Source organism: Leclercia sp. AS011, assembly GCF_037152535.1.
GTDB lineage: Bacteria > Pseudomonadota > Gammaproteobacteria > Enterobacterales > Enterobacteriaceae > Enterobacter.
Genome location: NZ_JBBCMA010000002.1, coordinates 1 through 24,578, shown reverse-complemented (window position 1 = coordinate 24,578; position 24,578 = coordinate 1). Strand labels below are relative to the sequence as shown.

The following is a 24,578-nucleotide window of genomic DNA, read 5'->3' as shown; positions in this document are numbered from 1 at the left end:
CAGCAGCAGAGAAACGCATTTCAGGAAAATCTGTAGTTAGCTGGCGCGATTCACCTCTGCGCTAAGATTTGAAAGTTTGTTAAGATTGTTGGGCATCAACAACTTTACTCAACATCCAATGCAGGGAAGGTGTTATGAAAACGTTAGGTGAATTTATTGTCGAAAAGCAGCACGAGTTCTCGCATGCTACCGGTGAACTCACTGCTTTGTTGTCGGCAATAAAGCTGGGCGCCAAGATCATCCATCGCGATATCAACAAGGCCGGGCTGGTCGATATCCTGGGTGCCAGCGGTGCTGAAAACGTGCAGGGCGAAGTTCAACAGAAACTCGATCTGTTCGCGAACGAAAAACTGAAAGCTGCACTGCGCGCACGCGACATCGTTGCGGGGATCGCCTCTGAAGAAGAAGACGAAATCGTGGTCTTTGAAGGGTGTGAACACGCTAAGTATGTCGTACTGATGGATCCTCTGGATGGCTCCTCCAACATCGACGTTAACGTCTCTGTCGGCACGATTTTCTCCATTTACCGTCGCGTCACCCCTGTCGGCACCCCGGTAACCGAAGAAGATTTCCTGCAGCCGGGCAACAAGCAGGTTGCAGCGGGCTATGTGGTTTACGGCTCCTCCACCATGCTGGTCTACACCACCGGCTGCGGCGTGCACGCCTTTACCTACGATCCGTCGCTGGGCGTGTTCTGCCTGTGCCAGGAGCGCATGCGCTACCCGCAGAAAGGCAGCACCTACTCCATCAACGAAGGGAACTACATTAAATTCCCGGCGGGCGTGAAGAAATACATCAAATTCTGCCAGGAAGAGGATAAAGCGACCCAGCGTCCTTATACCTCGCGTTATATCGGCTCCCTGGTGGCGGACTTCCACCGCAACCTGCTGAAAGGTGGGATCTACCTCTACCCAAGCACCGCCAGCCACCCGGAAGGCAAGCTGCGCCTGCTGTACGAGTGCAACCCGATGGCCTTCCTCGCCGAGCAGGCGGGCGGTAAAGCCAGCGACGGCAAGGAGCGGATCATGGATATCATCCCTGAGAGTCTGCACCAGCGCCGTTCGTTCTTCGTCGGCAACGACCATATGGTGGAAGACGTTGAACGCTTGATCCGTGAATATCCGGATGCCTGATTTTTGATGTTGACCAAAAGGGGCCGTTCGGCCCCTTTTATTTTTCCCGCTATTTATACCTTTGTCGGTATAACACTATATAAAAATGCTGCTGTAACCCGCTGAACCAATCCGTCATCATTACGGCGTTCAAATAGTGTTCAATGGAAATCAGCCGATATGAAAAACCTCTCTCGCTCATCCACGGGAATCGACCTCAATCTGATTCCGGTCTTTATTGAAGTCGTCCGGTGCGGGAGCATGGCCAAAGCCTCCTTACGTCTGGATATGTCCAGACCCGCCGTGAGCCTGGCGCTGAAACGCTTTGGGATGCTTTTTGATGAGCCGCTGTTTACCCGCAAGGGCCTGTTTCTTGAGCCAACGCCTTATGCGCTGCATTTGACCGCCGAGATGGAAAAGCTGCTGGGTTTGATCCATGACCATATCGCCAGCGCCCCATCCCGAGGAGAGAGCATTCCGACGCCGGGAGCGGCGCCGGACTGTGATAATACTATGCCTGTTGCATCGACAGTTTAAACGACGACATCGCCTCGATCAGCTCCCGTGACTGTTCCTCCAGCGAGCGCGTCGCGGCGGAAGACTGCTGGACCAGCGCCGCGTTTTGTTGCGCGGTTTCGTCCATCTGATTGACCGCAATATTCACCTGCTCAATCCCCCGGCTCTGCTCGTGCGATGCGTTAGCAATCTCCCGCATCAGGCGGGTCATGCGCATCACCTCGGTGGCGATCTCATCCATGGTTTCCCCCGCCTGCTGGGCCAGCTCGCTGCCTTCGCTGACGTGTGACTGCGAATCGCTAATCAGGGTGCGGATCTCTTTTGCCGCATCGGCGCTGCGGCTGGCGAGGATACGTACCTCACCGGCCACCACCGCAAAACCACGTCCCTGCTCGCCCGCGCGGGCGGCTTCCACCGAGGCGTTCAGCGCCAGAATGTTGGTCTGGAAGGCAATCCCGTCGATAACGCTGAGAATATCGGCGATACGGTCAGAACTGCCGGAGATGTCGCGCATCTTCTCAATCACGTAGCACACCATTTCGCTGCCGCGGTCAGCGGTATCCGACATGGTCTTCGCCACCTGGTGCGCCTGCTCGGCGTTATGGGCGTTCTGTTTTACCGTGGCGGTAAGCTCTTCCATGCTGGCCGCGGTCTGCTCCAGAGAGGTCGCGGTCGACTCGGTGCGCTGGGCCAGGTGCATGTTGCCGGCGGTCAGCTCCCGGCTGCCGGTATCGATCTGGGAGCTGGCATCGCGCACGCGCAGCACCGAGCCCATCAGCGACTGACGCATCTCCTCGATGGCGGCATTCAGGCGGTTAAACTCCTGGCTGGCCGGTGCGGTCAGGGCGTGGGTCAGATCCCCGGCGGCCACGTGCTCAAGCTGGGCGATGGAGGCCGAAAGGGGCTTGAGCAGCATATGACGCAGCGCCAGCCAGGCCAGCACAATGATGCCTGCGGTCAGCAATGCGGCAACGATAATCAGCAGCATCACCCGCTCTTTACTGGCCTGCACCGCCGCCACTTCGGCTTTGCCGCGGGTGTCGCTCCAGGTCTGGAAGGCCTGCATGTCGTTATCAAACTGACGCGCCACCGGCACCAGGCGATTCTCCAGCAGATCGTAATAGGCATCGGCGCTCTGCTCTATCAGGGCGTTTTGCATCGGCACGATCCCCTGCTCGTTATAGGCCGCGAGGCTCGCCGCCACCTTCTTCAGCAGCGCCTCGCCTTCGGGATCGTTCACCCCGCCATCGATCACGTGTTTCAGCGTGGTTTGTGCCTGGGTGATTTCGTCATTGATGTTTTTCACCGATTTCGCGGCATCATCCAGCAGGCCCACCTCCATCATACGCACGGCCTGGCCCGCTTCATTACGCGCGCGCAGGATCAGGGTGTAGCCCGAGTTGAGCTGCACCAGCTGTTCACCCTGAAGGTGATTAATGCGCTGCAGGGAAGAGGAACTTTGCGTGAGGGCATAAATGCCGATACCGCTGACAAGCAGCAGCAGGAGGGTCATGACGGCCAGTAACGAAAGCAAGCCGGTACGAATCGATAGCGTTTTCAGCATGATGTAATTTCCGGTAGCGAGATAAATCTGGACAGAATTAAGGGTTATCGGCCGCTACCGGAAAAGATTTAGACTGTTCGCAAATTCAGCGAGTTATCACTTGATGGTCGTGGTACTCACCCGGGTAACAGGCGAGCTCTGGCGATTCTCCCACAGTACCGTCAGCCCGCGCTGCAGGGCGATAAAGATGAACAGCAGAATGCCAATCGCAATCTTGGTCCACCACGAACTGAGGGTGCCGTCGAAGTTGATATAGGTCTGGATCAGCCCCTGGATCGCCACCCCAAACAGCGTGCCCAGCACCGTGCCGACCCCGCCGCTCAGCAGCGTACCGCCAATCACCACCGAGGCAATGGCGTCCAGCTCCACGCCCACCCCTGCTAGGGCGTAGCCTGCCTGGGTATAGATGGAGAAGACGATCCCCGCCAGCGTCGCCAGCCCGGTGGAGAGCATGTAGATGCGGATGGTGGTGCTGCGGGTGGAGATGCCCATCAGGTTGGCGGAGGTCGCGCTGCCGCCGATGGCGTATACCTCGTTGCCAAAACGGGTGCGGTGGGCAAGGAAGATGCCGATCACCACCACCCCCAGCATCACCAGCCCGAGAATGCTCAGGCGGCCACCGCCGGGGATTTTCCACGCCAGGCTGGAGAGAGTGTCATACACCGGATGGTTAATCGGGATCGACTCCTCAGAGACCAGATAGCTGACGCCGCGCAGGAAGAACATCCCGGCGAGGGTGATAATAAACGCCGGGATCTTCAGGGCGTCGATCAGCAGCCCCATAAAGGCCCCGAAGGCGCAGCCCATCACCAGCACCAGCGGGAAGGCCAGCAGCGGGGAGATCCCCCAGTAGCCGATCGCTTTCGCCAGGAAGACGCCGGTAAAGGCGATCACCGACCCGACGGAGAGGTCGATCCCACCGGAGAGGATCACAAAGGTCATGCCGACGGCGATGATCCCGAGGAAGGCGTTATCGGTCAGGATGTTGCAGATCACCCGCGTCGAGGCAAAGCCGGGGAATTGCGTCAGGCAGTAGAGATAGCCCAGCACAAACACGCCCAGGGTGATCATTAGCGGTAAATTACGTTTTATCATGGCCACGCATCCCCTTAATAAGACTGATAAAGCGCGGCGACTGGACGATCAGCACGCAGAGCACCACCACCGCTTTCACCACCTGGTTAAGCTCCGGCGGGAAACCGGACAGCAGGATCCCGGTGTTCATCCCCTGGATAATCAGCGCGCCAATCACCGACAGCAGCAGGTTGAAGCGCCCGCCCATCAGCGACCCGCCGCCGATCACCACCGCGAGAATGGCATCCAGCTCCAGCCACAGGCCAGCGTTGTTGGCATCCGCCCCGCGAATATCCGCGGCAACGATAATCCCGGCAATCGCGGCGCACACCCCGCTTAAGACGTAGGTCAGCATCACCATCAGGCGGGTGCTGACCCCGGCGTTTTTCGCGGCGCGAATGTTGATCCCCACCGCTTCAATAAACATCCCGAGGGCGGTTTTACGGGTGAAGAGCCAGAAGGCAATCAGGGTCACCACCACGATGATCACCGGCGTCGGGAAGAACAGCAGCGAGCCGCTGCCGATCCACGCCAGGCTGGGGGCGTTGAAGGTGACGATCTGCCCGGAGGTGATCAGCTGCGCCACCCCGCGTCCGGCCACCATTAAAATCAGGGTGGCGACGAAGGGCTGTATTTTTAGGATCGCTACCAGGATGCCGTTCCACAGCCCGGCCAGCACGCCGGTGCCCAGGGTCACCAGCAGCACCACCGGCAGGCTGTGTCCGGCCACGGTCATCGAGGCCGCGGTGGCACCCGCAATGGCCATCACCGCCCCGACCGACAGGTCGATACCGCCGGTGGCGATCACCAGGGTCATGCCAATCGCCAGCAGCGCCACCGGGGCGGCGCGATTCAGGATATCAATCGGGCTGCCGAACAGGCGGCCATCCTGGAGGATAATCTGATAAAAATGGGGCGATACGAGGCTATCCACCAGCAGCACCAGCACCAGGGCAATGATTTGCGGCGTGCCGGTGGGCCAGCTGAAGCGGCGCTTCGGCTCGCCGGTCTGAGAGAGTGAACGTGACATCACGATGTACTCCTTATGCCGCAATGGCGTTCATAATTGCCGGAACGGAGAGGGCATCCAGCGGGATCTCGGCCACCTGCTGTCGGTCGCGCATGATGATCACGCGATCCGCATAGCCCACCAGCTCCTCCAGCTCCGAGGAGATAACCAGCAGCGCCAGGCCGTCGGCGCAGAGGGTTTCGATCAGGCGGATGATCTCCGCGTGCGCCCCCACGTCGATACCACGCGTCGGCTCGTCGAGGATCAGGAACTGCGGTTTGGTCAGCAGCCAGCGCGACAGCAGCACCTTCTGCTGGTTGCCACCGGAGAGAAACTCGATCGGCTGTTCCGCGCTTGGGGTGCGGATCCCCAACTGGCGAATAAAGCGTTCGGCAATGGCGTTCTGCTCTTTACGCGGAATAGGCCGCAGCCAGCCGCGCTGGGCCTGCAGGGCCAGAATGATGTTTTCGCGCACCGAGGCCGCGGCAATAATCCCGTCGGTTTTCCTGTCTTCCGGGCAGAAGCCAATCCCAAGGCTGGAGGCCTGATGCGGAGAGCGCAGCGCCTGGGGTTTGCCTTTGATCAGGGCGCTGCCGGTATCGGCCGGCTTGATGCCGAAGATCACCTCGGCGGTTTCGGTACGGCCGGAGCCTAACAGCCCCGCCAGACCAACAATCTCGCCGGGACGTACTTCAAGGTTAAAGGGGGCAATGGTGCCCTTCCTGCCGTAATCCTTGAATGCTGCAATGGGTTTCTCGCTGAGCAGGGTGCGGCCCGCACGTTGCAGGGCGTTGGTCTCCAGCTCGCGGCCCAGCATCATTTTGACCAGCTCGATTTGCGGCAACTCGCGGGTATTGCGGCAGCCGACAAAGCTGCCGTTACGGAGGACGGTAATGCGGTCGCTAACGGCATAGACCTGATCGAGGAAGTGGGTGACGAAAATCAGGCTCACCCCCTGATCGCGCAGCTGGCGCATCAGGGTGAAGAGCATCTCCACCTCCTGGGTATCCAGGCTGGCGGTGGGTTCGTCGAGGATCAGCACTTTGGCGGAGAGGTCGATGGCGCGGCAGATAGCGACGATCTGCTGCATCGCCACGGAAAAACGGTTCAGCGGTTCGCGCACGTCGAGGGAGAAGCCGTAGGACTCCATCAGCCGGGTGGCGCGGGCCTCCATCTCCTTGCGGCGCAAAAAGCCAAAGCGCCTGGGCTCACGACCGATAAACAAATTATCGGCCACCGACATGTTCGGCAGCAGGTTCACTTCCTGATAGACGGTCCCGATCCCCAACTGCTGGGCATGGGCGGTATTTTTTGGCGAAATGGCCTGGCCTTCCAGCCAGATGGTGCCGCGATCGGCGTGATAGACGCCGGTCAGGGCTTTGATTAGCGTGGATTTCCCGGCGCCGTTCTCCCCCAGCAGGGCCATGATCTCGCCGCGACGCAGGCTGAAATCGACGTTATCCAGCGCTTTTACGCCGGGAAAGTACTTACTCAATCCTTCTGTGCGGAGGATTTCCTGGTGTTGGTCTGTGGTCATAATGTCGTCCCCCGGCACAACCCGTAGGCCGGGCAAGCGCAGCGCCGCCCGGCAATTCCCCTCACCCTACCCTCTCCCGGAGGGAGAGGAAAAAGGGATCAGTAGCCCATATTTTTCTTCTTCTCTAACTCTTCTTTCGCGGTATCAGGCAGGTAAAGGGTGGATTTGGTGATGGTGACTTTCTCCGGCATGGTGCCGTCTTTCTTGAATTTTTCCAGCGCGTCGAAGGCTGGGCCCGCCATGTTTGGCGTCAGCTCAACGCTGGCGTTGGCCTCTTTGTCGATCATCGCCTTATAGATATCCGGCACGCCGTCGATGGAGCCGGTCAGGATATCGGTGCCCGGTTTCAGACCTGCTTCTTTGATGGCCTGAATGGCGCCGATTACCATGTCATCGTTGTGGGCGTAAACCATGCAGATGTTTTTGCCGTTGTTCTCGGCTTTGATGAAGCTCTCCATAACCTCTTTCCCTTTACTGCGGGTGAAGTCGCCGGACTGAGAGCGGATAATTTTGATGTTTGACGCTTTAGAGATGGCATCAGCAAAGCCTTTCTTACGGTCAATGGCCACGCTGGCCCCGACGGTGCCCTGCAGCTCAACCACGTTACAGGGTTTGCCATCCACCTGTTTCACCAGCCACTCACCGATCAATTTACCTTCCAGTACGTTGTCGGCGGTGACGGTCGTCATATAGAGAGATTTGTCTTTTACATCGATGGAACGATCGAGCAGGAAGACCGGAATTTCGGCATCTTTGGCTTCTTTCAGAACCGGCTCCCAGCCTGTTGCCACGACCGGTGCAATGAAGATGGCGTCAACGCCCTGGGCGATGAAAGAGCGCACCGCTTTGATCTGGTTTTCCTGTTTCTGCTGACCGTCGGCGATTTTCAGCGTGATACCGCGCTTTTCGGCCTCGCTTTTCGCGACGTTGGTTTCAGCCGCTCGCCAGCCTGATTCTGAGCCGACTTGTGCGAATCCTACGGTTAATGGGGCGGCCATTGCCATAGACGACATGGCTGCTGAAACTGCTGTGACAAGAAGTAAGCGCTTCCACATAAGAACGTCCTCGTAGGGTAGTTTATTGTTGGGTAAAAGGTGTTCTGCGGACAAACTATAGACAATGCGAGATGTAACGGAGTGTGTTACATCACACTTCAGAGAAGTGAATAAAACGTTAATCACAAGTTTGTAATCGCTTTCATTGAGCCATTAAAAATGCGGCTGAGTTTATGGATTATCTTGTCATGAGAATGGGCTGATAGTGGCGTGCGGGAGAAGGAAATGGCGAAAACAGGCGAAGACATTCAGCGTCAGTTGGCTATAATACTCGCCACTTGATTACCAATCATTTTAAAGGACACAGACATGAGCTTACTCAACGTCCCAGCGGGTAAAGAACTGCCGGAAGACATCTACGTAGTTATCGAAATCCCGGCGAACGCTGATCCTATCAAATACGAAGTGGACAAAGAGAGCGGCGCGCTGTTCGTCGACCGTTTCATGTCTACCGCGATGTTCTATCCGTGCAACTACGGTTACATCAACCACACCCTGTCTCTGGACGGTGACCCGGTTGACGTGCTGGTCCCAACGCCATATCCGCTGGAGCCAGGCTCCGTTATTCGCTGCCGTCCAGTTGGCGTGCTGAAAATGACCGACGAATCCGGTGAAGATGCGAAACTGGTTGCGGTACCGCACACCAAACTGAGCAAAGAGTACGATCACATCAAAGATGTGAACGACCTGCCAGAGCTGCTGAAAGCGCAGATCACTCACTTCTTCGAGCACTACAAAGATCTCGAGAAAGGCAAATGGGTGAAAGTTGACGGCTGGGACAATGCAGAAGCGGCGAAAGCTGAAATCATTGCCTCCTTCGAACGCGCTAAGAAGTAATTCTTTCTGCGTTAAGAGCCCCGATTCGTCGGGGCTTTTTTTTGTCTGTATGGCCAGTTGCCGGGTGGCGGCTACGCCTTACCCGGCCTACAAAACCTTCCGTTGATGTCAAAAAAACAACGCCACCCGAAGGTGGCGTTGTTTATCTCAGTACTGGTCTCTGTCTAACCAGTTACCGCTTTCAATCAGCGTCAGACCCTCGACCGAACGTTGGTACACGTACATCCATGCACTGCCGTAAGGTGTCTGGATCAACTGGCGAGCGTACTCCCCGCCTTTGGTGCGCAAGGCATCAAGTTCGGCCAGGGTGGCATTATCAATACGATACACCTCACCCTGTACTGCGCCGTTCCCCGGAACCGCGCCTGGGTAGTGACCCAGGCTGTACAGCTGGTAGTTCTCGATGCTGTAATCCCCGAGCAACTGGGCGTTGGTCATCCAGTGGCTGTTGCCTTGCTTGGTTCGTAAACTGCCGTAAACAAATATTCGCATTGCTAAAACTCAAACTGATAGAGCAAATCGAGAGCCTGGTCTACGCCAGACACCGCTTCCAGATATAGCTTAGGCATCAGGCGATAGCGTAACGTGAGTGTCGCCAGCGAGTCAAAGATCCCCACGCCATATTTCACCTGCAGACCCGGCAGTACATAGCCGCTGACCACCACCTGAGAAGAGTCACCGACCCCCTGGGTGTCCAGCGCCAGATTGCTTACGCCAAACGTCTCCCCGATTTTACCCACAACCTGACCACTTTGTGCAACCCCCAGGCCGACTAACATTGAGGTCATCGCCGCACTGTCGCTCTGATTGCTGTCCAGACCTTGCCCGCGCAGCAGGTATGAGAGCGCTTCCTGCTGGGACATTGCCGGATCGGAGAATATTTCCGCTTTCGGTTCGTCAGCGGTACCGGTCACGCGTACCCCGGCGATCACGTCATTCTCGGTGGCTTCAGGGTTACGGATCGCTTCGATGTTCAGCAGCGGCTGATCCGGCGGACCGGAGAACAACAGCTCGCCTTTACGCACAATCAGATCCTGGCCGTAGGCGTGGAAGCGCCCTTCCGGAATGGTGATCTGTCCGTTCAGGCCCAGCCCCTGTTTATCCTGTGCGACCTTCAGATCGCCGGTCAGCCTCGCCTTCAGGCCAAAGGCGTCCAGCCGCACGTTGTTGCCCACGTGCACGATCAGGTTGCTGTTGATCGGGATAGAGGCCCGCTTTGTCTCTTCCGGCTGCAGATTTTTGTCGAGCATCACCTCATCGCTGGAGACGCCCACCGCGCTCTCCGGCAGGTCATGGACCACAATACGTGCCCAGGGCACATCCACCCGACCGTCGAGCGTAAACAGCTGCGGCGTGGCCTCAAAGACCACGTCCGGCGAGACGTCCAGGCGCACCATCGGCGGCACCGTGATGCGCACCTTGCTGCCCTTGGCCGCCACCCGCGCACGCCAGTTATCGATCTGGCTCCAGTCGGCATCCCCGCTGAGGTTGATCTGCCCCTGCTGGGTACGCACGGTTCCGGTCAGGGTCGAGCTCATGCCGTTGAAGTTCATCGCCAGCTGGCTCGGCTGCATATCGAACGGCATAAAGTTGCCGTCGATATCCACCCCGTTGAGCTGCATCTGACCAAACAGCTGCGGGCTTTGCGCGTTGCCGGCCAGCCGCAGGTTAGCATTCAGCATCCCCGCCGCCTTCTCGCCCCGGGAGAAAATGGCGTTCGCCATCGCCAGGTTGAGATTGCGGATATTGACGTTGCCGCCTAGGTTGCGCTGCCCCTGCGGATCGGTCACCTGGATCTGGCCGTCAAACTGTCCGTTATTCGCGAGGCGGATCAGCCAGCCCAGCTCGGCGCGGTTGTTGTGCAGATCGGCGGTGAGGTTCAGGGTGGTGAAGGCCAGCGGCAGCGGCGCGTCGTTCACCACCTGCGTGACCTTCACGTTACGCCCGGAGAGCGTGACGTTGCCCTGCGGCAGCCCCGGTTTGGTGGCATCCCAGGCGACATCCGCTTTGCCGCTGAACACGCCGCTGGCCTGGGTGGTATCCGGCATAAACGGCTTGAGCATCGCCAGGTCGAAACGGTTGAGGTTCACCACCGCCCGGCCTTCGGCTCCCGCATCCACGGTCTGCGGCACGCACAGCTCGGCATTCGGGTTGGTCCAGCAGTGCGGCCCGATGCTGATCTTCTGCTCCGCGTTGCGGTAATCCAGCGCAATGGAGCGGGTTAACGACCACGGCCCCACCGGGGTGGCGAAGCGGGTGTTATCCAGAGTGCCCTTCCAGCGCATCGCTTCGCGGTCAAAACTGCCCGCCAGGTGCAGCTGGCCGGAGACCGGCTCGCCCTGGACGCGCAGCTGGAGATCGTGCTGCTTCTCGCTACCTTTGGCCTCCAGCGTCACCTGACTAAGGTTCACGCCCGGCTGGGAAATACGATCCACGCGCAGGTTGAGGTGCCCGGCGATCTGATCGGTGGATTTGACGTCGCCATCGACCCGCACGCGGGCGATGGAGAGCTCCTGCCAGCGCAGGCCGTTGGCGGTGATATCGGCCAGCAGCTGCGGGGCCTCGACCGTGCCGCGCACTTTCACCAGCCCTTTCGCCGTTCCGCCCAGCCCCGGCAGGGCGTTATCAAGATTCGGCGCGTCGATGGTGGCATCCAGATCGAGATCTTTCACCCCCAGCTCACCCTTGATATCGGCAGTATTGCGGCCCAGCGCCACGTGCAGGCCCGGGATGATCCACTGCAGGTAGCTGTTCCCCTTCAGTGAACCTTTTACGTCCACCTTGTTCTGCTTCACGTTGCCGGTGATTTTCAACTCCGGGATGTCCATCTGCCAGCTGCCGCCGTACAGACTGCCGCGGGTTTTGATCAGCCCGTCGAGCTTCGATGGCCAGTCCGGCACCTCTTTGGCGGTGTTGATCCCGGTGAGCTTCAGCTCTCCGCGCCAGCTGATCGCCTTCTGCCAGTCGAGCAGCGCCGTCAGCTCGGTTTTGCCCTCCAGCGCGGCGACCGTCAGCTTATCGAGATTGATCTGCTGCTCGTTGCCCTTCGCATCCAGCGTAATGCCCGCAGGCGGCAGCCCCTCCCCTTTCACGTCGGTGCGGAACGACAGGGTGTAGTCGGTCATTTTGCCGGTGAGCTTCAGCTTCACATCATCGGCCTGGTACTGTTTCTCGCCGGTAAATGGCCAGTAGAGCTGTTCGCTGACCACTTCCAGGTTGAGCGGCAGTCCCGCTTCGGCAAGCCGGGTCTGGCCGCGCAGCACCAGATCCACCGGGCCAGAGAGGTTCACGCCAAACTCCAGCTGCTCGCGCAGGGCGCCGCCGACCTTCAGCTTCACCTTCTCACCCTTGATCGGGTCGATGTTCAGGCTGCTGTTGAGGGTAATATCCACCGGCCAGTTATCCCGCAGCAGCGCATTACCGGTGGCGTTGACGCTCCCCTGGTTGGTGTCGATATCCAGCGCGTCGAGCTTCATGTTGCCGTCGATACTGCTCACCTTCAGCAGCATGTTGAAGACCGTCAGATCGGTATCGCCGGTCAGGCGCAGCTGTTCGCCCTTAAACTCTTCGATATTGAGGTTCAGCGGCAGATGCACGTCGGTCATCTCCGGCAGGACCGGTTTAGAGAAGAGATCTTTCAGCGTTTCCCCCAGCGGCTTCTCTTCCGGCTGCGGGTTCTGAATTTTTGGCTCGACGATCTCTTCCTGCGCCACGTCCGCCACTTTTGGCAGGGCAATCAGCAGCCCTTGCAGGGATGTGGGAGTCAGGGTCAGGTTTTTCTCCTGCCAGCGCAGGCCGGAGGAGAAGTCCATTACCGACACGGTGGTGTCGTCGATTTTGACGTTGACGTTATTCAGCGCCACCCGGCTGAGCGTAATCGGGTATGGCGTGGAGAGATCCAGCGGGCCGCTCTCCTCTTCGGCAGGCGGGGCCGATTCCGGCATTTTTTTCGAATCTATCGTCACGAAGACATCTTTTAACGACAGATCGTTGATGCACAGGCTGCTGTCGCGCAGACAGCTGAGCTTCACTGCCAGGTGCAGATCCCCGGCGTTAACCGCCACGCCCGGCTGGTCGTAGCGGACGTTTTTCAGATGCAGGTCGCGCCAGCCGCCGGTGACCTGGCCAATCTCCAGCCCCGGCACCCAGCGGTTCGCCGCCTTAAACAGCAGATGCAGCCCGCTGGTGGTGCCCACCAGAAAGGCCACCGCCGACAGCAGCAGCAGGATAAACACCACAACGCCGAGGCTGATTTTCTTCCATAAACTCATAATTCAGGCCCCAGACCGATGTAAAACTGTAAACCGTGTTCGTCTTTATCACCCACCGGCACGGCGAAATCGAGCTTGATAGGCCCGACCGGTGACTCCCAGCGCACCCCGACGCCCGCGCCGGTTTTAAAGTCGCTGCGGCGGATATCGCTCACCGCTTCTCCGCTGTCGATAAAGGTCGCTCCCCACCATTTTCCGGTGACGTTGTACTGATACTCCAGCGAGCCGGTAGCCAGCTTCGAGGCCCCGATCAGCTTGCCGTCGTCATCTTTTGGCGCGATGGATTTGTATTTGTAGCCACGAATGCTGCGATCGCCCCCGGCGAAGAAGCGCAGATCCGGCGGCACTTTTTCGAAGTCGCCGGTTTCAATCCAGCCCAGATTGCCGCGCATCACGAAGCGATGCCGGTCATAAAGCGTGCGGATCCAGGCGTTTTGCGCCTGCACGACCACGAAATCAACGTCCGAGCCCCAGGCGGTATTGGAGTAGTCCACCGAGTAGCGCTGGGAATCGCCCCAGGTCGGCATCAGCCCGCCGCGGGAGCGGGTCCGGCTGATCATCACCCCCGGATAGAGCAGCATGGTGGTGTTGGTGACGTTAGCCTGGGTAAAGTGGTCAAGGCTCCAGCGCAGGTTAATGGCGCGCTGCCAGCCGCTGGAGAGGTCCCAGTAGCGCGATACGGCGAGGGTCGTGGAGTCCGCTTCGGTATCGTTCAGATCGGTGCGCTTAAAGCCGCCCTGCACCAGGTAGTACTGCTCAAGCGGGTTTTTCAGCAGCGGCATTTTATAGCTGAAATCGAGCTGCTGTTCAGGCGCGGAGATACTGGCGTTGGTGGTCAGGCTGTGGCCGTACGAGTTCATCCACGGCTTTTTCCACGTCGCTTTCACCCGCGGGCCGACGTCGGTGGAGTAGCCGACCCCGGTCTCAATGGTGTTCTCGGTGCGTGGCGACACCACGCCGTGCAGCGGCAGGACTTTGGTCTTGCGCGCTTTATCAAATTCCGGGGCCACCACCACCGAGTTAAACCAGCCGGTGGCCGACAGGCGACGGTTGAGCTCGGCCAGATCTTTCGACTGGTAATAGTCGCCCTCTTTAAACGGGATCAGGTTCTGCAGGTACTCGTCGCGGATTTGCGAGCCTTCGAAGGTGACGTCACCAAAGCGGTAGCGCTCTCCGCTGTCGTAATCGATGTCCCAGAACGCCTGATGTCGGTCGAGGGAAATGCCGAGCTGGCTTTTATTGAACTGGCTGTCGAAGTAGCCTTTGCGCAGCGCTACTTTGGTCAGATCTTTTTTGAAGCCGTCATAGTCGCTGTGATTGAGCACGGTGCCGTTCTTCGGCCGCGTATTCAGCAGATCGAGGTAGTCATGGTCGGTACGCGCGCCGCCGCGCAGCACCACGTCCGTACCGCCGATCAGCACCGGCTCGCCCGGCTTGACGCGGGCAATCAACACCTGCCGCCCTTTGGCCGGAGGTGGACGCAACTCAAAGTCGATGGTGGGTTCGTAATAGCCGAGCGCTTTTAAGCCGCCGCGGATGGCGTCATCCACACGGGCACGGAAGCGACGGTCTGGCGTCACTTCGTCGCTCTGGATCGTGGAGAGCTGTGCGCGTACGTTTTTTTGCAGCGCGCCAGATAACCCCTCGACCTGCAAACGAACATTCGCCGCATCGGCGACTCCGCTTGTCAGCAAGAAACTGACTAAACATAACTGGCGGATTTTTGGCACGTTTTCTCCTGAATATCCTTGTTTCCACCCCTGGAGGCAGATGAAGTGCCGCTCCGCAGCAGATCACGGCATAAAGCCCAAAACCCAATTCACGGGTTGAAAAAGGGTTAAACACCCTAATATTTCTTATGATTAAATCTAGACTCATTCACCGCATTTATTGTGTTCAATTAAACGCGTCGTGACAACCTTAACCCAAACATCACCTGTCCGGAGGTCACACCGTGAGTTTATTCGATAAAAAGCACCTGGTTGCTCAGGCGGACGCATTACCGGGACGTAACACCCCTATGCCCGTCGCCACCCTGCACGCCGTGAACGGTCACTCGATGACCAACGTTCCCGACGGGATGGAGATCGCCCTGTTCGCCATGGGCTGCTTCTGGGGCGTGGAGCGCCTGTTCTGGCCGTTGCCGGGCGTCTACAGCACCGCGGCGGGCTACACCGGCGGTTATACCCCTAACCCCACCTACCGCGAAGTCTGCTCCGGCCAGACCGGTCATGCCGAGGCGGTACGGGTAGTCTATGACCCGAGCGTCATCAGCTACGAACAGCTGCTGCAGGTGTTCTGGGAAAATCACGATCCGGCGCAGGGTATGCGCCAGGGCAATGACCACGGCACCCAGTATCGCTCGGGGATCTATCCGCTCACCCCGGAACAGGACGCGGCGGCCCGGGACAGCCTGGCGCGCTTCCAGCAGGCGATGCACGAGGCTCACGACGATCGTCAGGTCACCACCGAGATCGCCACCGCCCTGCCGTTCTACTACGCGGAAGATGATCACCAGCAGTACCTGCACAAAAATCCGTACGGCTACTGCGGTATCGGCGGCATCGGCGTCTGCCTGCCGCCTCAGCTGGCATAACAGTAAACCGGTTCTGCCTGTTTGTGGGCAGAACCGGCTCAAAAAGTGATCTCTGGCGGCTTTACAGACATTTACGCTATACTAGCCGCTGAAATAACCGGCCTACCGCTTCGGACCGGTGTTCATAAACGCTACAACCCTGTATGACCAACTTCCCTCCGAGGATCTGGCGAGAAGCCGGATAAGATATGTTAAACAGTATTTTAGTAATACTTTGTCTGATAGCCGTCAGTGCATTTTTCTCAATTTCAGAAATTTCGCTGGCCGCATCCCGTAAAATCAAACTTAAACTTCTCGCCGATGATGGCGATATCAACGCTCAACGTGTGCTGAAAATGCAGGAAAACCCGGGGATGTTCTTCACCGTGGTGCAGATTGGCCTTAATGCGGTTGCCATCCTGGGCGGTATTGTCGGCGATGCCGCGTTCTCTCCGGTGTTTCACAGCGTGTTCTCTAACTACTTCTCCCCTGAACTCTCCGAGCAGTTGAGCTTTATCCTCTCCTTCTCGCTGGTGACCGGTCTGTTCATTCTGTTTGCCGATTTGACCCCGAAACGCATCGGTATGATTGCGCCCGAAGCCGTGGCTTTGCGCATCATCAACCCGATGCGCTTCTGCCTGTTCGTGTTCCGCCCGCTGGTGTGGTTCTTTAACGGCCTGGCGAATACCATTTTCCGCATTTTCAAGCTGCCGATGGTGCGTAAAGACGACATCACCTCTGATGATGTTTATGCCGTGTTTGAAGCCGGGGCGCTGGCGGGTGTTCTGCGCAAGCAGGAGCATGAGCTGATCGAGAACGTGTTTGAGCTGGAATCCCGTACCGTGCCGTCGTCGATGACCGGCCGCGAGAACGTCATCTGGTTCGATCTGCATGAAGACGAGCAGAGCCTGAAGAACAAGGTGGCGGAACATCCGCACTCCAAGTTCCTGGTCTGTAATGAAGATATCGACCACATCATCGGCTATGTGGACTCCAAAGACCTGCTGAACCGCGTGCTGGCGAACCAGAGCCTGGCCCTGAACAGCGGCGTGCAGATCCGCAATACGCTGATTGTGCCGGATACCCTGACGCTCTCCGAAGCGCTGGAAAGTTTCAAAACCGCCGGAGAAGACTTCGCGGTGATCATGAACGAATACGCGCTGGTGGTGGGGATCATCACCCTCAACGACGTCATGACTACCCTGATGGGCGATCTGGTGGGCCAGGGGCTGGAAGAGCAGATTGTGGCGCGCGATGAGAACTCATGGCTGGTGGACGGCGGTACGCCGATTGATGACGTGATGCGCGTGCTGGATATCGACGAGTTCCCGCAGTCCGGCAACTACGAGACCATTGGCGGCTTCATGATGTTTATGCTGCGTAAGATCCCGAAACGTACCGACTCGGTGAAGTTCTCGGGCTACAAGTTCGAAGTGGTGGATATCGACAACTACCGCATCGACCAGCTGCTGGTGACGCGTATCGACAACAAGCCGACCGTGCTGGTGCCGAAACTGCCGGACGCCGAAGAGAAGGTGTCGGCGTAAGCCACAAACATCAACGGCTCCCTCGGGAGCCGTTTTTTTTACTGCATAGCACGTTGGTTAAGCCATCTCAGTTTGCAGACGCATAACCTGACGGTTGACTTCGGACATCACAGAAAAGTGCTGTTTATCCTTCACTTTTGGGACAAGGATTTTGCCCTTATCAAATTCAAAAGCGCCAACATCCTTGATATACAACCGTCCACGGAACAGGATTTTTACGTATTTCGCCACCTGAAGCGGATTGTAGCGTTGGAAAATTTTCATTCTATTATCTCCTGCGAATCATACGCTCTTGCGGCGCCACAATCGGGCCGACTTTCTGGAGCGCAAATTTATTGCCCAATGACTATAGTCCAGAAAAACTGCGATACCCAGTCTGCATAAGTATATTTACCTTTTGATGACAAATAATCAGAGTATTCTTTGCAATCGTAACTTTCGGGCAGTATAAGCCTTCGTTTTTGTGCAGATATGTGCGTTCCCCCTCACTCTGGCACCGGGATTGCGGGTAAAGCGCCGCGATCGCACTTATGATTAAAACGTATGACCAAGTGGTCGGATCACCTGCCAAAAAAATAAGGAAACACCATGACTCTACGTAACATCCTGGCAACGGCCTGCCTGTTGCTGCCAATGATGGCATCTGCACATAATTTCGAGAAGGGACAACGTGTGCCGCCGGTGGGCATTGCCGACCGGGGAGAATTGATCCTCGACAATAATGAGTTTAGCTACAAAAAATGGAATAGCGCGCAGCTCCCAGGCAAAGTGCGAGTTGTGCTGCATATTGCCGGCCGCTCGTCGGCAAAAGAGAAAAACGCAACCTTAATTGAAGCGATCAAGTCGGCACATTTACCAAAAGATGGCTACCAGACCACTACCATCGTTAACACCGACGATGCGATCCCGGGCTCCGGCATGTTCGTGCGCAGCAGCCTTGAGAGCAATAAAAAGCTCTATCCCTGGTCGCAGATTGTCGTCGACAGTAATGGCACAGCGCGCGGCGCGTGGCAGTTGAAAGAGGAGAGTTCAGCGGTAGCGGTGCTGGATAAAGAGGGCCGCATTCAGTGGGCGAAAGACGGGGCGCTGACCCAGGAAGAGGTGCAGCAGGTGATTGCCCTGCTGCATAAGCTGCTCGGTCAGTAAAGCGAGACCCGGAAGCCCGGATTCAGGAAGGATTCACGCGGGGTATAGTCGAGCGGCTTGCCCTGCCAGTCGTGAACATGCGCGCCCGCGGCGGCGGCAACGGCATGACCTGCCGCCGTATCCCAGACGTTGGTTGGCCCGAAACGGGGATAGAGCTGCGCCTGCCCTTCTGCCACCAGGCAGAACTTCAGCGAGGAGCCGATCGACGTCGTCTGATGCTCACCCAGCTGATGCAGATACTCCTGCAGTTCATTATCCGCATGTGAACGGCTGATCACCACCAGCGGTGGCCGGGCGTCACGCACCTGAATCTGCTTGCGCACGCCGCACTCCTCTTTCCAGGCTTTGCCGTCGGCGGCGCTGTACATCACCTTCAGCACCGGGGCATAGACCACGCCCAGCACCGCCTTGCCTTTCTCAATAAGGGCAATATTCACAGTGAATTCACCATTCCGCTTGATGAACTCCTTGGTGCCATCCAGCGGATCGACCAGCCAGTAGCGCTGCCAGTGCTGGCGCTGCTCCCAGGGCTGAGGATCTTCTTCTGACAGCACCGGAATATCGGGCGTCAGCGCCTGCAGTCCCTTCAGGATCACCCCGTGCGCCGCGAGATCGGCGGCGGTCACCGGTGAGTCATCGATTTTTTGGATCACGTCCATCGGGACCTTGCCATCATAGACCTGCATGATGGCATCGCCCGCATCCCGTGCGAGCTGACAAATTTTATCTAACATTCTCCACCTCTTTGTTAACACAGTGGGTTTAACTCTTTGTTTTATTTATATCGCATTGTGAATAAATCCGCTATCTGTGAAGCAATTCCGGTTTCAGGGCGCTTTTTTCTGGCAGGATTCACAATTCTGTAAGCAAAAAAATAGTGATACATATTCTTTTGTGGCCTGTATCAAAAAAAGGACTCCTCTGATGATTAAGTTTAGCGCAACGCTCCTGGCGACGCTGATTGCAGCGAGCGTGCAGGCGGCGACGGTCGATCTCCGCATTCTGGAAACCACCGATCTGCACAGCAACATGATGGACTTCGACTACTACAAAGATGCGCCGACGGAAAAGTTTGGCCTGGTGCGCACCGCCAGCCTGATTAATGCCGCGCGTAGCGAAGTGAAAAACAGCGTGCTGGTGGATAACGGAGACTTAATTCAGGGTAGTCCGCTTGGGGATTACATGGCGGCGAAAGGTCTGAAAAAGGGCGATATCCATCCGGTGTACAAGGCGCTGAACACCCTGGACTACGCGGTGGGCAACCTCGGCAATCACGAGTTTAACTACGGGCTGGACTATCTGCACATGGCGCTCTCAGGGGCCAAATTCCCGTACGTTAACGCCAATATCATCGACGTTAAGACCAACAAGCCGCTGTTTACCCCCTATCTGATCAAAGAGACCACCGTGACCGATCAGGACGGGAAACCGCAGACCCTGAAGATTGGCTATATCGGCTTTGTGCCGCCGCAGATCATGACCTGGGATAAGGCCAACCTGAGCGGCAAAGTGACGGTCAACGACATTACCGAAACCGCCCGCAAGTATGTGCCAGAGATGCGCGAGAAAGGTGCCGATCTGGTGGTCGTCGTAGCCCACTCCGGCTTGTCTGCCGATCCGTATCAGGCGATGGCGGAAAACTCGGTTTACTACCTCAGCGAAGTGAAAGGCGTCGACGTCATTCTCTTCGGCCACGCCCACGCGGTGTTCCCGGGCAAAGATTTCTCCAGCATCAAAGGGGCGGATATTGCCAAAGGGACGCTGAACGGCGTGCCCGCAGTGATGCCGGGTATGTGGGGCGATCACCTCGGGGTGGTCGATCTGGTGCTGAATAATGACGGCGGCAAATGGCAGGTGACCCAGTCGAAGGCAGAAGCGCGGCCGATTTACGATCTGGCGACCAAAAAAGCGCTGGTGGGCGAGGATAAAAAGATTGTCGAGGTGCTGAAGCACGACCACGACGCCACCCGCGAGTTTGTCAGCAAACCGATCGGCAAGTCCTCCGACAACATGTACAGCTACCTGTCGCTGGTGCAGGACGATCCTACCGTGCAGGTGGTGAACATGGCGCAGAAGGCCTACGTGGAGCGCTATATTCAGGGGGATCCGGACCTGGCGAAACTGCCGGTACTCTCCGCTGCTGCGCCCTTTAAGGTGGGTGGGCGCAAGAACGATCCGGCCAGCTACGTTGAAGTGGAGAAAGGCCAGCTGACCTTCCGCAACGCCGCCGACCTCTACCTCTATCCCAACACCCTGGTGGTGGTCAAAGCCACCGGCCAGGAGGTGAAGGAGTGGCTGGAGTGCTCGGCGGGCCAGTTCAACCAGATCGATGTGAACAGCACTCAACCGCAGGCGCTGATTAACTGGGACGGGTTCCGCACCTATAACTTCGACGTGATCGACGGCGTGGAGTACCAGATTGATGTCTCAGGGCCAGCGAAATATGACGGCGAGTGCCAGGTAGTGAATGCCGAGGCGGAGCGCATCAAGAACCTGACCTTCAACGGCAAGCCGATCGATCCAAAAGCGACCTTCCTGGTGGCAACCAATAACTACCGCGCCTACGGCGGTAAGTTTGCCGGGACCGGCGACAGCCATATCGCCTTCGCCTCACCGGATGAGAACCGTTCGGTGCTGGCGGCGTGGATCGGTGAGCAGTCGAAAAAGTCCGGCGAAATCCACCCGGCAGCGGACAACAACTGGCGTCTGGCACCGATCCACAGCAACGTGAAGCTGGATATTCGCTTTGAGACCGCGCCATCCGAAAAAGCGGCGGCGTTTATCAAAGAGAAGGCGCAGTATCCGATGCAGCAGGTCGCAACCGATGAGATCGGGTTTGCGATTTATCAGGTGGATTTAAGCAAATAGCAGCAAATGCGGTTTTCCAGGCCGGGTAAGGCGTAGCCGCCACCCGGCAACTAAGCCGCACGCTCATCCCGGTTACTCATCACCTGCGGTAAATTGAGCTCGATCCAGTCGGCCAGCGCCGCCACCTTTTCGCTCACCTCTTCCCCCAGCGGCGTCAGGCTGTACTCCACATGCGGGGGCACCACCGGATACGACACCCGATTGATAAAACCATCCTGCTCCAGCGCCTGTAGCGACTGGGCCAGCATCTTTTCGCTTACCCCGCCCATCTTGCGCCGGAGATCGCTAAAGCGGTGCGTCCCCTGACGCAGCGCCACCAGGATCAGCACGCCCCAGCGGCTGGTCACATGCTTGAGCACATCCCGGGAAGGGCACTGCTCGGCAAAGAGATTGCCGTCGCGCAGCTGCTCACTGAGGGTGAGATGGGTCATTTGATACTTACCTTTTTGTACGTACTTACTAAAAGTTAGTTTGAGTGATAGTGTGCCACAACATTCACCCGAGACGAAGGATATTCATCATGATCGCGATTACCGGCGCTACCGGCCAGCTTGGCCAACTCGTTATTGAACAGCTGCTGAAAACCGTTCCCGCCAGCCAGCTGGTCGCCATTGTGCGTAACCCGGCGAAGGCCGACGCGCTGAGCCAGCAGGGCGTGACCGTCCGCCAGGCCGATTACACCGACCAGGCGGCCTTCACCGCCGCGCTCGCGGGCGTGGATAAACTGCTGCTGATCTCCTCCAGCGAAGTGGGCCAGCGCGCACCACAGCATCAGAACGTGATTAACGCGGCGAAGGCAGCGGGGGTGAAATTTATCGCCTACACCAGCCTGCTGCATGCCGACACCTCCCCGCTGGGCCTGCACGTGGAGCACGTCGCTACCGAAAAAGCGCTGGCAGAATCCGGCATTGCTTACGCGCTGCTGCGTAACGGCTGGTATACCGAAAACTACCTCGCCAGCGCCCCACCGGCTCTGGAGCATGGAGTGTTCATCGGTGCGGCGGCTGAGGGCAAAATCGCCTCTGCGACCCGCGCTGACTATGCTGCTGCCGCGGCCCGCGTCATCAGCGAAGAGGGACATGCCGGAAAAGTCTATGAGCTGGCGGGCGATCAGGCCTGGACGTTAAGCGATCTCGCTGCCGAACTGAGCCGCCAGAGCGGCAAAAAGGTGGTGTATCAGAACCTGAGCGAAGCCGATTTTGCCGCCGCGCTGAAGAGCGTGGGCTTACCGGCGGGCCTGGCCGATATGCTGGCCGACTCCGACGTCGGGGCCTCGAAGGGCGGCCTGTTTGATGACAGCCGCACCCTGAGCGCGCTGCTGGGTCGCCCGACCACCAGCCTGGCCGAGAGCGTGAAAGGGATCCTGTAATTGTTAAAAGCGGGTTAATTATGGTGGCATCCCCGCGGGTCATCTCTGATAATGAAATCTGACCCGCGAGGAGGCTCACCGTGCAAGGCGTACCCGAACAGTTCTTCGATGAGAGAGACAGCGCCCGCTTTCGCCATCTGGCGCAGCTGCCGGGCGTGGAGCTGTATCACGCCCATATCTCCCGCTACGCCTTTGAGCCCCATACGCACGAAGCCTTCGGGATCGGTGCCATTGAAGCCGGTGCCGAGCGCTTTCGCTATCGCGGGACACAGTACGTCGCCCCCGTCCATTCCGTTGTGACGATGAATCCCGACGAGCTGCACACCGGCGAGGCGGAAACTGCCGACGGCTGGCGCTACCGGATGATCTACCTCGAGCCGGATCTGCTGGAAGAGGTGACGGGTATCCGTCACTGGTGGTTCAGCGATGTGACCCGCCAGGATCCGCGACGTTCCCGGCAGATCTGTCAGCTGATCTACGGCCTGTGGCACACCGACGATCCGCTGGCGCAAAAAGGTCTGCTGCTGGATCTGATTGATACCTTCCAGCCGCTGGCGCGCCATGCCCCGGTTGTGCGCGAAGGGGCACATCGCTTCGAGCGGGTGCGCGACTATCTGCATGACAACTATATGCACTCCCTGACCCTCGATGAGCTGGCGCAGGTGGTGTCCCTCAGTCCATACCATTTTCAGCGCCAGTTTAAGGCCCATTTTCACGTCACGCCCCACCAGATGCTGATGGCGATCCGCCTGTGGCGCGCCAAAGCCTTTCTTACGCAGGGGCTTCCGGCGGCAGAGGTGGCCGCTGCGACGGGCCTGACCGATCAGTCACACCTGACCCGGGCGTTTACCCGTCGGTACGGCATCACCCCCGTGCGCTACCAGAAACAGGTCGCGAAGCGCTAATGCGCAATCTCGTACAATACGCCCCCCTTTTGCCTTTCTACACTGCCTGCAGGTTCAGCGAAAATGGATACAAAAATGGTTAGCGGCGTGTTGTACGCCCTGCTTGCAGGGTTGATGTGGGGGCTGATTTTTGTCGGCCCGTTGATCGTGCCGGAGTACCCGGCGGCCCTGCAGTCGATGGGGCGCTATCTGGCGCTGGGGCTTATCGCGCTGCCGATCGCCTGGCTTGGCCGGGCGCGGTTGCGCCAGCTTACCGGCCGCGACTGGCTGACCGCCCTGGCGCTGACCATGATGGGCAACCTCATCTACTACGTTTGCCTCGCCAGCGCCATTCAGCGTACCGGGGCACCCGTCTCAACGATGATCATCGGCACGCTGCCGGTGGTAATCCCCGTATTCGCCAATCTGCTCTACAGCCAGCGTGACGGCAAGCTGGCGTGGTCAAAGATGGTGCCCGGCCTGGTAGCCATTGCGCTGGGGCTAGCCTGCGTCAACGTTGCCGAGCTGCGCCACGGCGTGGCCGGAGGCAGCGGCTGGCGCTACGTCTCGGGGATCCTGCTGGCGTCGGTGTCGGTGGTGTGTTGGGCGTGGTACGCCCTGCGTAATGCCCGCTGGCTGCGGGAAAATCCGGACAAACATCCGATGATGTGGGCCACCGCCCAGGCACTGGTGACGCTGCCGGTGTCGCTGCTGGGCTATGTTGCTGCCTGCGCCTGGCTGAACGTGCAGCAGCCGGACTTTGCCCTGCCGCTGGGGCCGCGGCCCTGGGTCTTCCTCGGGCTGATGGTGGCCATTGCTATCTGCTGCTCCTGGGTGGGAGCCCTGTGCTGGAACGTCGCCAGCCAGAAATTGCCGACGGTGATCTTAGGCCCGTTAATCGTTTTCGAAACCCTGGCCGGGTTGCTGTATACCTTCCTGATGCGCCAGAGCCTGCCGCCACTGTTAACCGGCACGGGGATTGCGTTACTGGTGGTGGGCGTGGTGATTGCGGTGAGTGCGAAGCCGGAAAAACCATTGGTTGTGCCGGCTTCGGAGCTGTAGATATTGCCCGGCGGCGCTACGCTTGCCGGGCCTACGGGTATGTAGGCCGATGTGATGGACACCTCCCACCTTACGGCATCAGAGTGCCAGACTGAGGTGTTAACTTCAGTTCCCAGGGGGAGGTGTCCACATGAATATTAAACGTATTGGCC

The 24,578-nt window shown here is 58.3% G+C and carries 21 protein-coding genes; 10 read left to right on the top strand and 11 right to left on the bottom strand.

Annotated features, from left to right (window positions below; genetic code table 11):
* Nucleotides 1–134: 134 nt before the first annotated feature.
* Together fbp and WFO70_RS12600 are read left to right on the top strand one after the other, a co-directional pair.
* On the top strand, nucleotides 135–1,133 hold the full coding sequence (gene fbp / locus WFO70_RS12605; protein WP_032616238.1) for a class 1 fructose-bisphosphatase: 999 nt from the start codon (nucleotides 135–137) through the stop codon (nucleotides 1,131–1,133).
* Nucleotides 1,134–1,292: 159 nt separating this feature from the next.
* Nucleotides 1,293–1,649 (top strand): LysR family transcriptional regulator, encoded by a 357-nt coding sequence (locus WFO70_RS12600; protein WP_337016678.1) that lies wholly within the window; start codon nucleotides 1,293–1,295, stop codon nucleotides 1,647–1,649.
* Here WFO70_RS12600 and WFO70_RS12595 read toward each other — a convergent pair.
* The 5 genes from WFO70_RS12595 to ytfQ all read right to left on the bottom strand — a co-directional run bounded on the left by WFO70_RS12595 (nucleotide 1,624) and on the right by ytfQ (nucleotide 7,867).
* Nucleotides 1,624–3,192 carry a methyl-accepting chemotaxis protein gene (locus WFO70_RS12595; RefSeq protein ID WP_337016677.1) on the bottom strand — a complete coding sequence of 523 codons (1,569 nt, stop codon included), beginning with the start codon at nucleotides 3,190–3,192 and terminating at the stop codon, nucleotides 1,624–1,626. The genes WFO70_RS12600 and WFO70_RS12595 overlap by 26 nt on opposite strands.
* A gap of 96 nt (nucleotides 3,193–3,288) precedes the next feature.
* Nucleotides 3,289–4,287 (bottom strand): galactofuranose ABC transporter, permease protein YjfF, encoded by a 999-nt coding sequence (gene yjfF / locus WFO70_RS12590; protein WP_337016676.1) that lies wholly within the window; start codon nucleotides 4,285–4,287, stop codon nucleotides 3,289–3,291.
* Complete coding sequence (ytfT, locus tag WFO70_RS12585) at nucleotides 4,274–5,299, bottom strand: galactofuranose ABC transporter, ATP-binding protein YtfT (RefSeq protein ID WP_337016675.1); 1,026 nt, start codon at nucleotides 5,297–5,299, stop codon at nucleotides 4,274–4,276. The genes yjfF and ytfT overlap by 14 nt, the downstream gene beginning before the upstream one ends.
* Before the next feature lie 10 nt (nucleotides 5,300–5,309).
* Nucleotides 5,310–6,812 carry a galactofuranose ABC transporter, ATP-binding protein YtfR gene (gene ytfR / locus WFO70_RS12580; RefSeq protein ID WP_337016674.1) on the bottom strand — a complete coding sequence of 501 codons (1,503 nt, stop codon included), beginning with the start codon at nucleotides 6,810–6,812 and terminating at the stop codon, nucleotides 5,310–5,312.
* Between the two features lie 98 nt (nucleotides 6,813–6,910).
* On the bottom strand, nucleotides 6,911–7,867 hold the full coding sequence (gene ytfQ / locus WFO70_RS12575; RefSeq protein ID WP_032616231.1) for a galactofuranose ABC transporter substrate-binding protein YtfQ: 957 nt from the start codon (nucleotides 7,865–7,867) through the stop codon (nucleotides 6,911–6,913).
* Between the two features lie 309 nt (nucleotides 7,868–8,176).
* Here ytfQ and ppa point away from each other — a divergent pair, with 309 nt between their 5' ends.
* Nucleotides 8,177–8,704 (top strand): inorganic diphosphatase, encoded by a 528-nt coding sequence (gene ppa / locus WFO70_RS12570; RefSeq protein WP_181622003.1) that lies wholly within the window; start codon nucleotides 8,177–8,179, stop codon nucleotides 8,702–8,704.
* A gap of 147 nt (nucleotides 8,705–8,851) precedes the next feature.
* Here ppa and WFO70_RS12565 read toward each other — a convergent pair whose 3' ends face one another.
* From WFO70_RS12565 to tamA, 3 genes are read right to left on the bottom strand one after another with little or no spacing between them, the layout of a single operon-like run.
* Complete coding sequence (locus WFO70_RS12565; protein ID WP_337016673.1) at nucleotides 8,852–9,196, bottom strand: gamma-glutamylcyclotransferase family protein; 345 nt, start codon at nucleotides 9,194–9,196, stop codon at nucleotides 8,852–8,854.
* 2 nt (nucleotides 9,197–9,198) lie between these two features.
* The gene (tamB, locus tag WFO70_RS12560) at nucleotides 9,199–12,975 is read right to left on the bottom strand and encodes an autotransporter assembly complex protein TamB (protein ID WP_337016672.1); all 3,777 of its coding nucleotides are present in this window, start codon (nucleotides 12,973–12,975) and stop codon (nucleotides 9,199–9,201) included.
* Nucleotides 12,972–14,705: an autotransporter assembly complex protein TamA gene (gene tamA, locus WFO70_RS12555; protein ID WP_337016671.1), complete on the bottom strand. Its 1,734-nt coding sequence runs from the start codon at nucleotides 14,703–14,705 to the stop codon at nucleotides 12,972–12,974. The genes tamB and tamA overlap by 4 nt, the downstream gene beginning before the upstream one ends.
* 224 nt (nucleotides 14,706–14,929) lie before the next feature.
* On the opposite strand from tamA, the gene msrA reads away from it, so the two are divergent.
* Nucleotides 14,930–15,571 carry a peptide-methionine (S)-S-oxide reductase MsrA gene (msrA, locus tag WFO70_RS12550; protein WP_337016670.1) on the top strand — a complete coding sequence of 214 codons (642 nt, stop codon included), beginning with the start codon at nucleotides 14,930–14,932 and terminating at the stop codon, nucleotides 15,569–15,571.
* A 188-nt stretch (nucleotides 15,572–15,759) separates the two neighbouring features.
* A complete protein-coding gene (locus tag WFO70_RS12545; protein ID WP_337016669.1) occupies nucleotides 15,760–17,097 on the top strand; it encodes a hemolysin family protein in 1,338 nt (445 codons plus the stop codon).
* A 57-nt stretch (nucleotides 17,098–17,154) separates the two neighbouring features.
* On the opposite strand, the gene WFO70_RS12540 is transcribed toward WFO70_RS12545, so the two are convergent.
* Entirely contained in the window at nucleotides 17,155–17,361 is a 207-nt protein-coding gene (locus WFO70_RS12540) for a DUF1107 domain-containing protein (RefSeq protein WP_032616223.1), read from the bottom strand.
* Nucleotides 17,362–17,685: 324 nt separating this feature from the next.
* Between WFO70_RS12540 and WFO70_RS12535 the strand changes: the two genes are divergently transcribed.
* Complete coding sequence (locus WFO70_RS12535; protein WP_337016668.1) at nucleotides 17,686–18,243, top strand: YtfJ family protein; 558 nt, start codon at nucleotides 17,686–17,688, stop codon at nucleotides 18,241–18,243.
* On the opposite strand, the gene cysQ is transcribed toward WFO70_RS12535, so the two are convergent.
* Nucleotides 18,237–18,977: a 3'(2'),5'-bisphosphate nucleotidase CysQ gene (gene cysQ, locus WFO70_RS12530; RefSeq protein WP_337016667.1), complete on the bottom strand. Its 741-nt coding sequence runs from the start codon at nucleotides 18,975–18,977 to the stop codon at nucleotides 18,237–18,239. The two genes, WFO70_RS12535 and cysQ, sit on opposite strands and share 7 nt — an antisense overlap.
* 190 nt (nucleotides 18,978–19,167) lie before the next feature.
* Between cysQ and cpdB the strand changes: the two genes are divergently transcribed.
* Nucleotides 19,168–21,111 (top strand): 2',3'-cyclic-nucleotide 2'-phosphodiesterase, encoded by a 1,944-nt coding sequence (gene cpdB, locus WFO70_RS12525; RefSeq protein ID WP_337016666.1) that lies wholly within the window; start codon nucleotides 19,168–19,170, stop codon nucleotides 21,109–21,111.
* A gap of 50 nt (nucleotides 21,112–21,161) precedes the next feature.
* Here the strand turns inward: cpdB and WFO70_RS12520 are convergent, their stop codons facing one another.
* A complete protein-coding gene (locus WFO70_RS12520; RefSeq protein WP_337016665.1) occupies nucleotides 21,162–21,542 on the bottom strand; it encodes a winged helix-turn-helix transcriptional regulator in 381 nt (126 codons plus the stop codon).
* 89 nt (nucleotides 21,543–21,631) lie between these two features.
* Here WFO70_RS12520 and WFO70_RS12515 point away from each other — a divergent pair, with 89 nt between their 5' ends.
* The 3 genes from WFO70_RS12515 (at nucleotide 21,632) to WFO70_RS12505 (ending at nucleotide 24,426) form a co-directional block, all read left to right on the top strand.
* Nucleotides 21,632–22,480 carry an SDR family oxidoreductase gene (locus WFO70_RS12515; RefSeq protein WP_337016664.1) on the top strand — a complete coding sequence of 283 codons (849 nt, stop codon included), beginning with the start codon at nucleotides 21,632–21,634 and terminating at the stop codon, nucleotides 22,478–22,480.
* A gap of 80 nt (nucleotides 22,481–22,560) precedes the next feature.
* Nucleotides 22,561–23,385 carry an AraC family transcriptional regulator gene (locus tag WFO70_RS12510; RefSeq protein ID WP_337016663.1) on the top strand — a complete coding sequence of 275 codons (825 nt, stop codon included), beginning with the start codon at nucleotides 22,561–22,563 and terminating at the stop codon, nucleotides 23,383–23,385.
* 75 nt (nucleotides 23,386–23,460) lie between these two features.
* Nucleotides 23,461–24,426 carry a DMT family transporter gene (locus tag WFO70_RS12505; RefSeq protein WP_337016985.1) on the top strand — a complete coding sequence of 322 codons (966 nt, stop codon included), beginning with the start codon at nucleotides 23,461–23,463 and terminating at the stop codon, nucleotides 24,424–24,426.
* Nucleotides 24,427–24,578 lie beyond the last annotated feature (152 nt).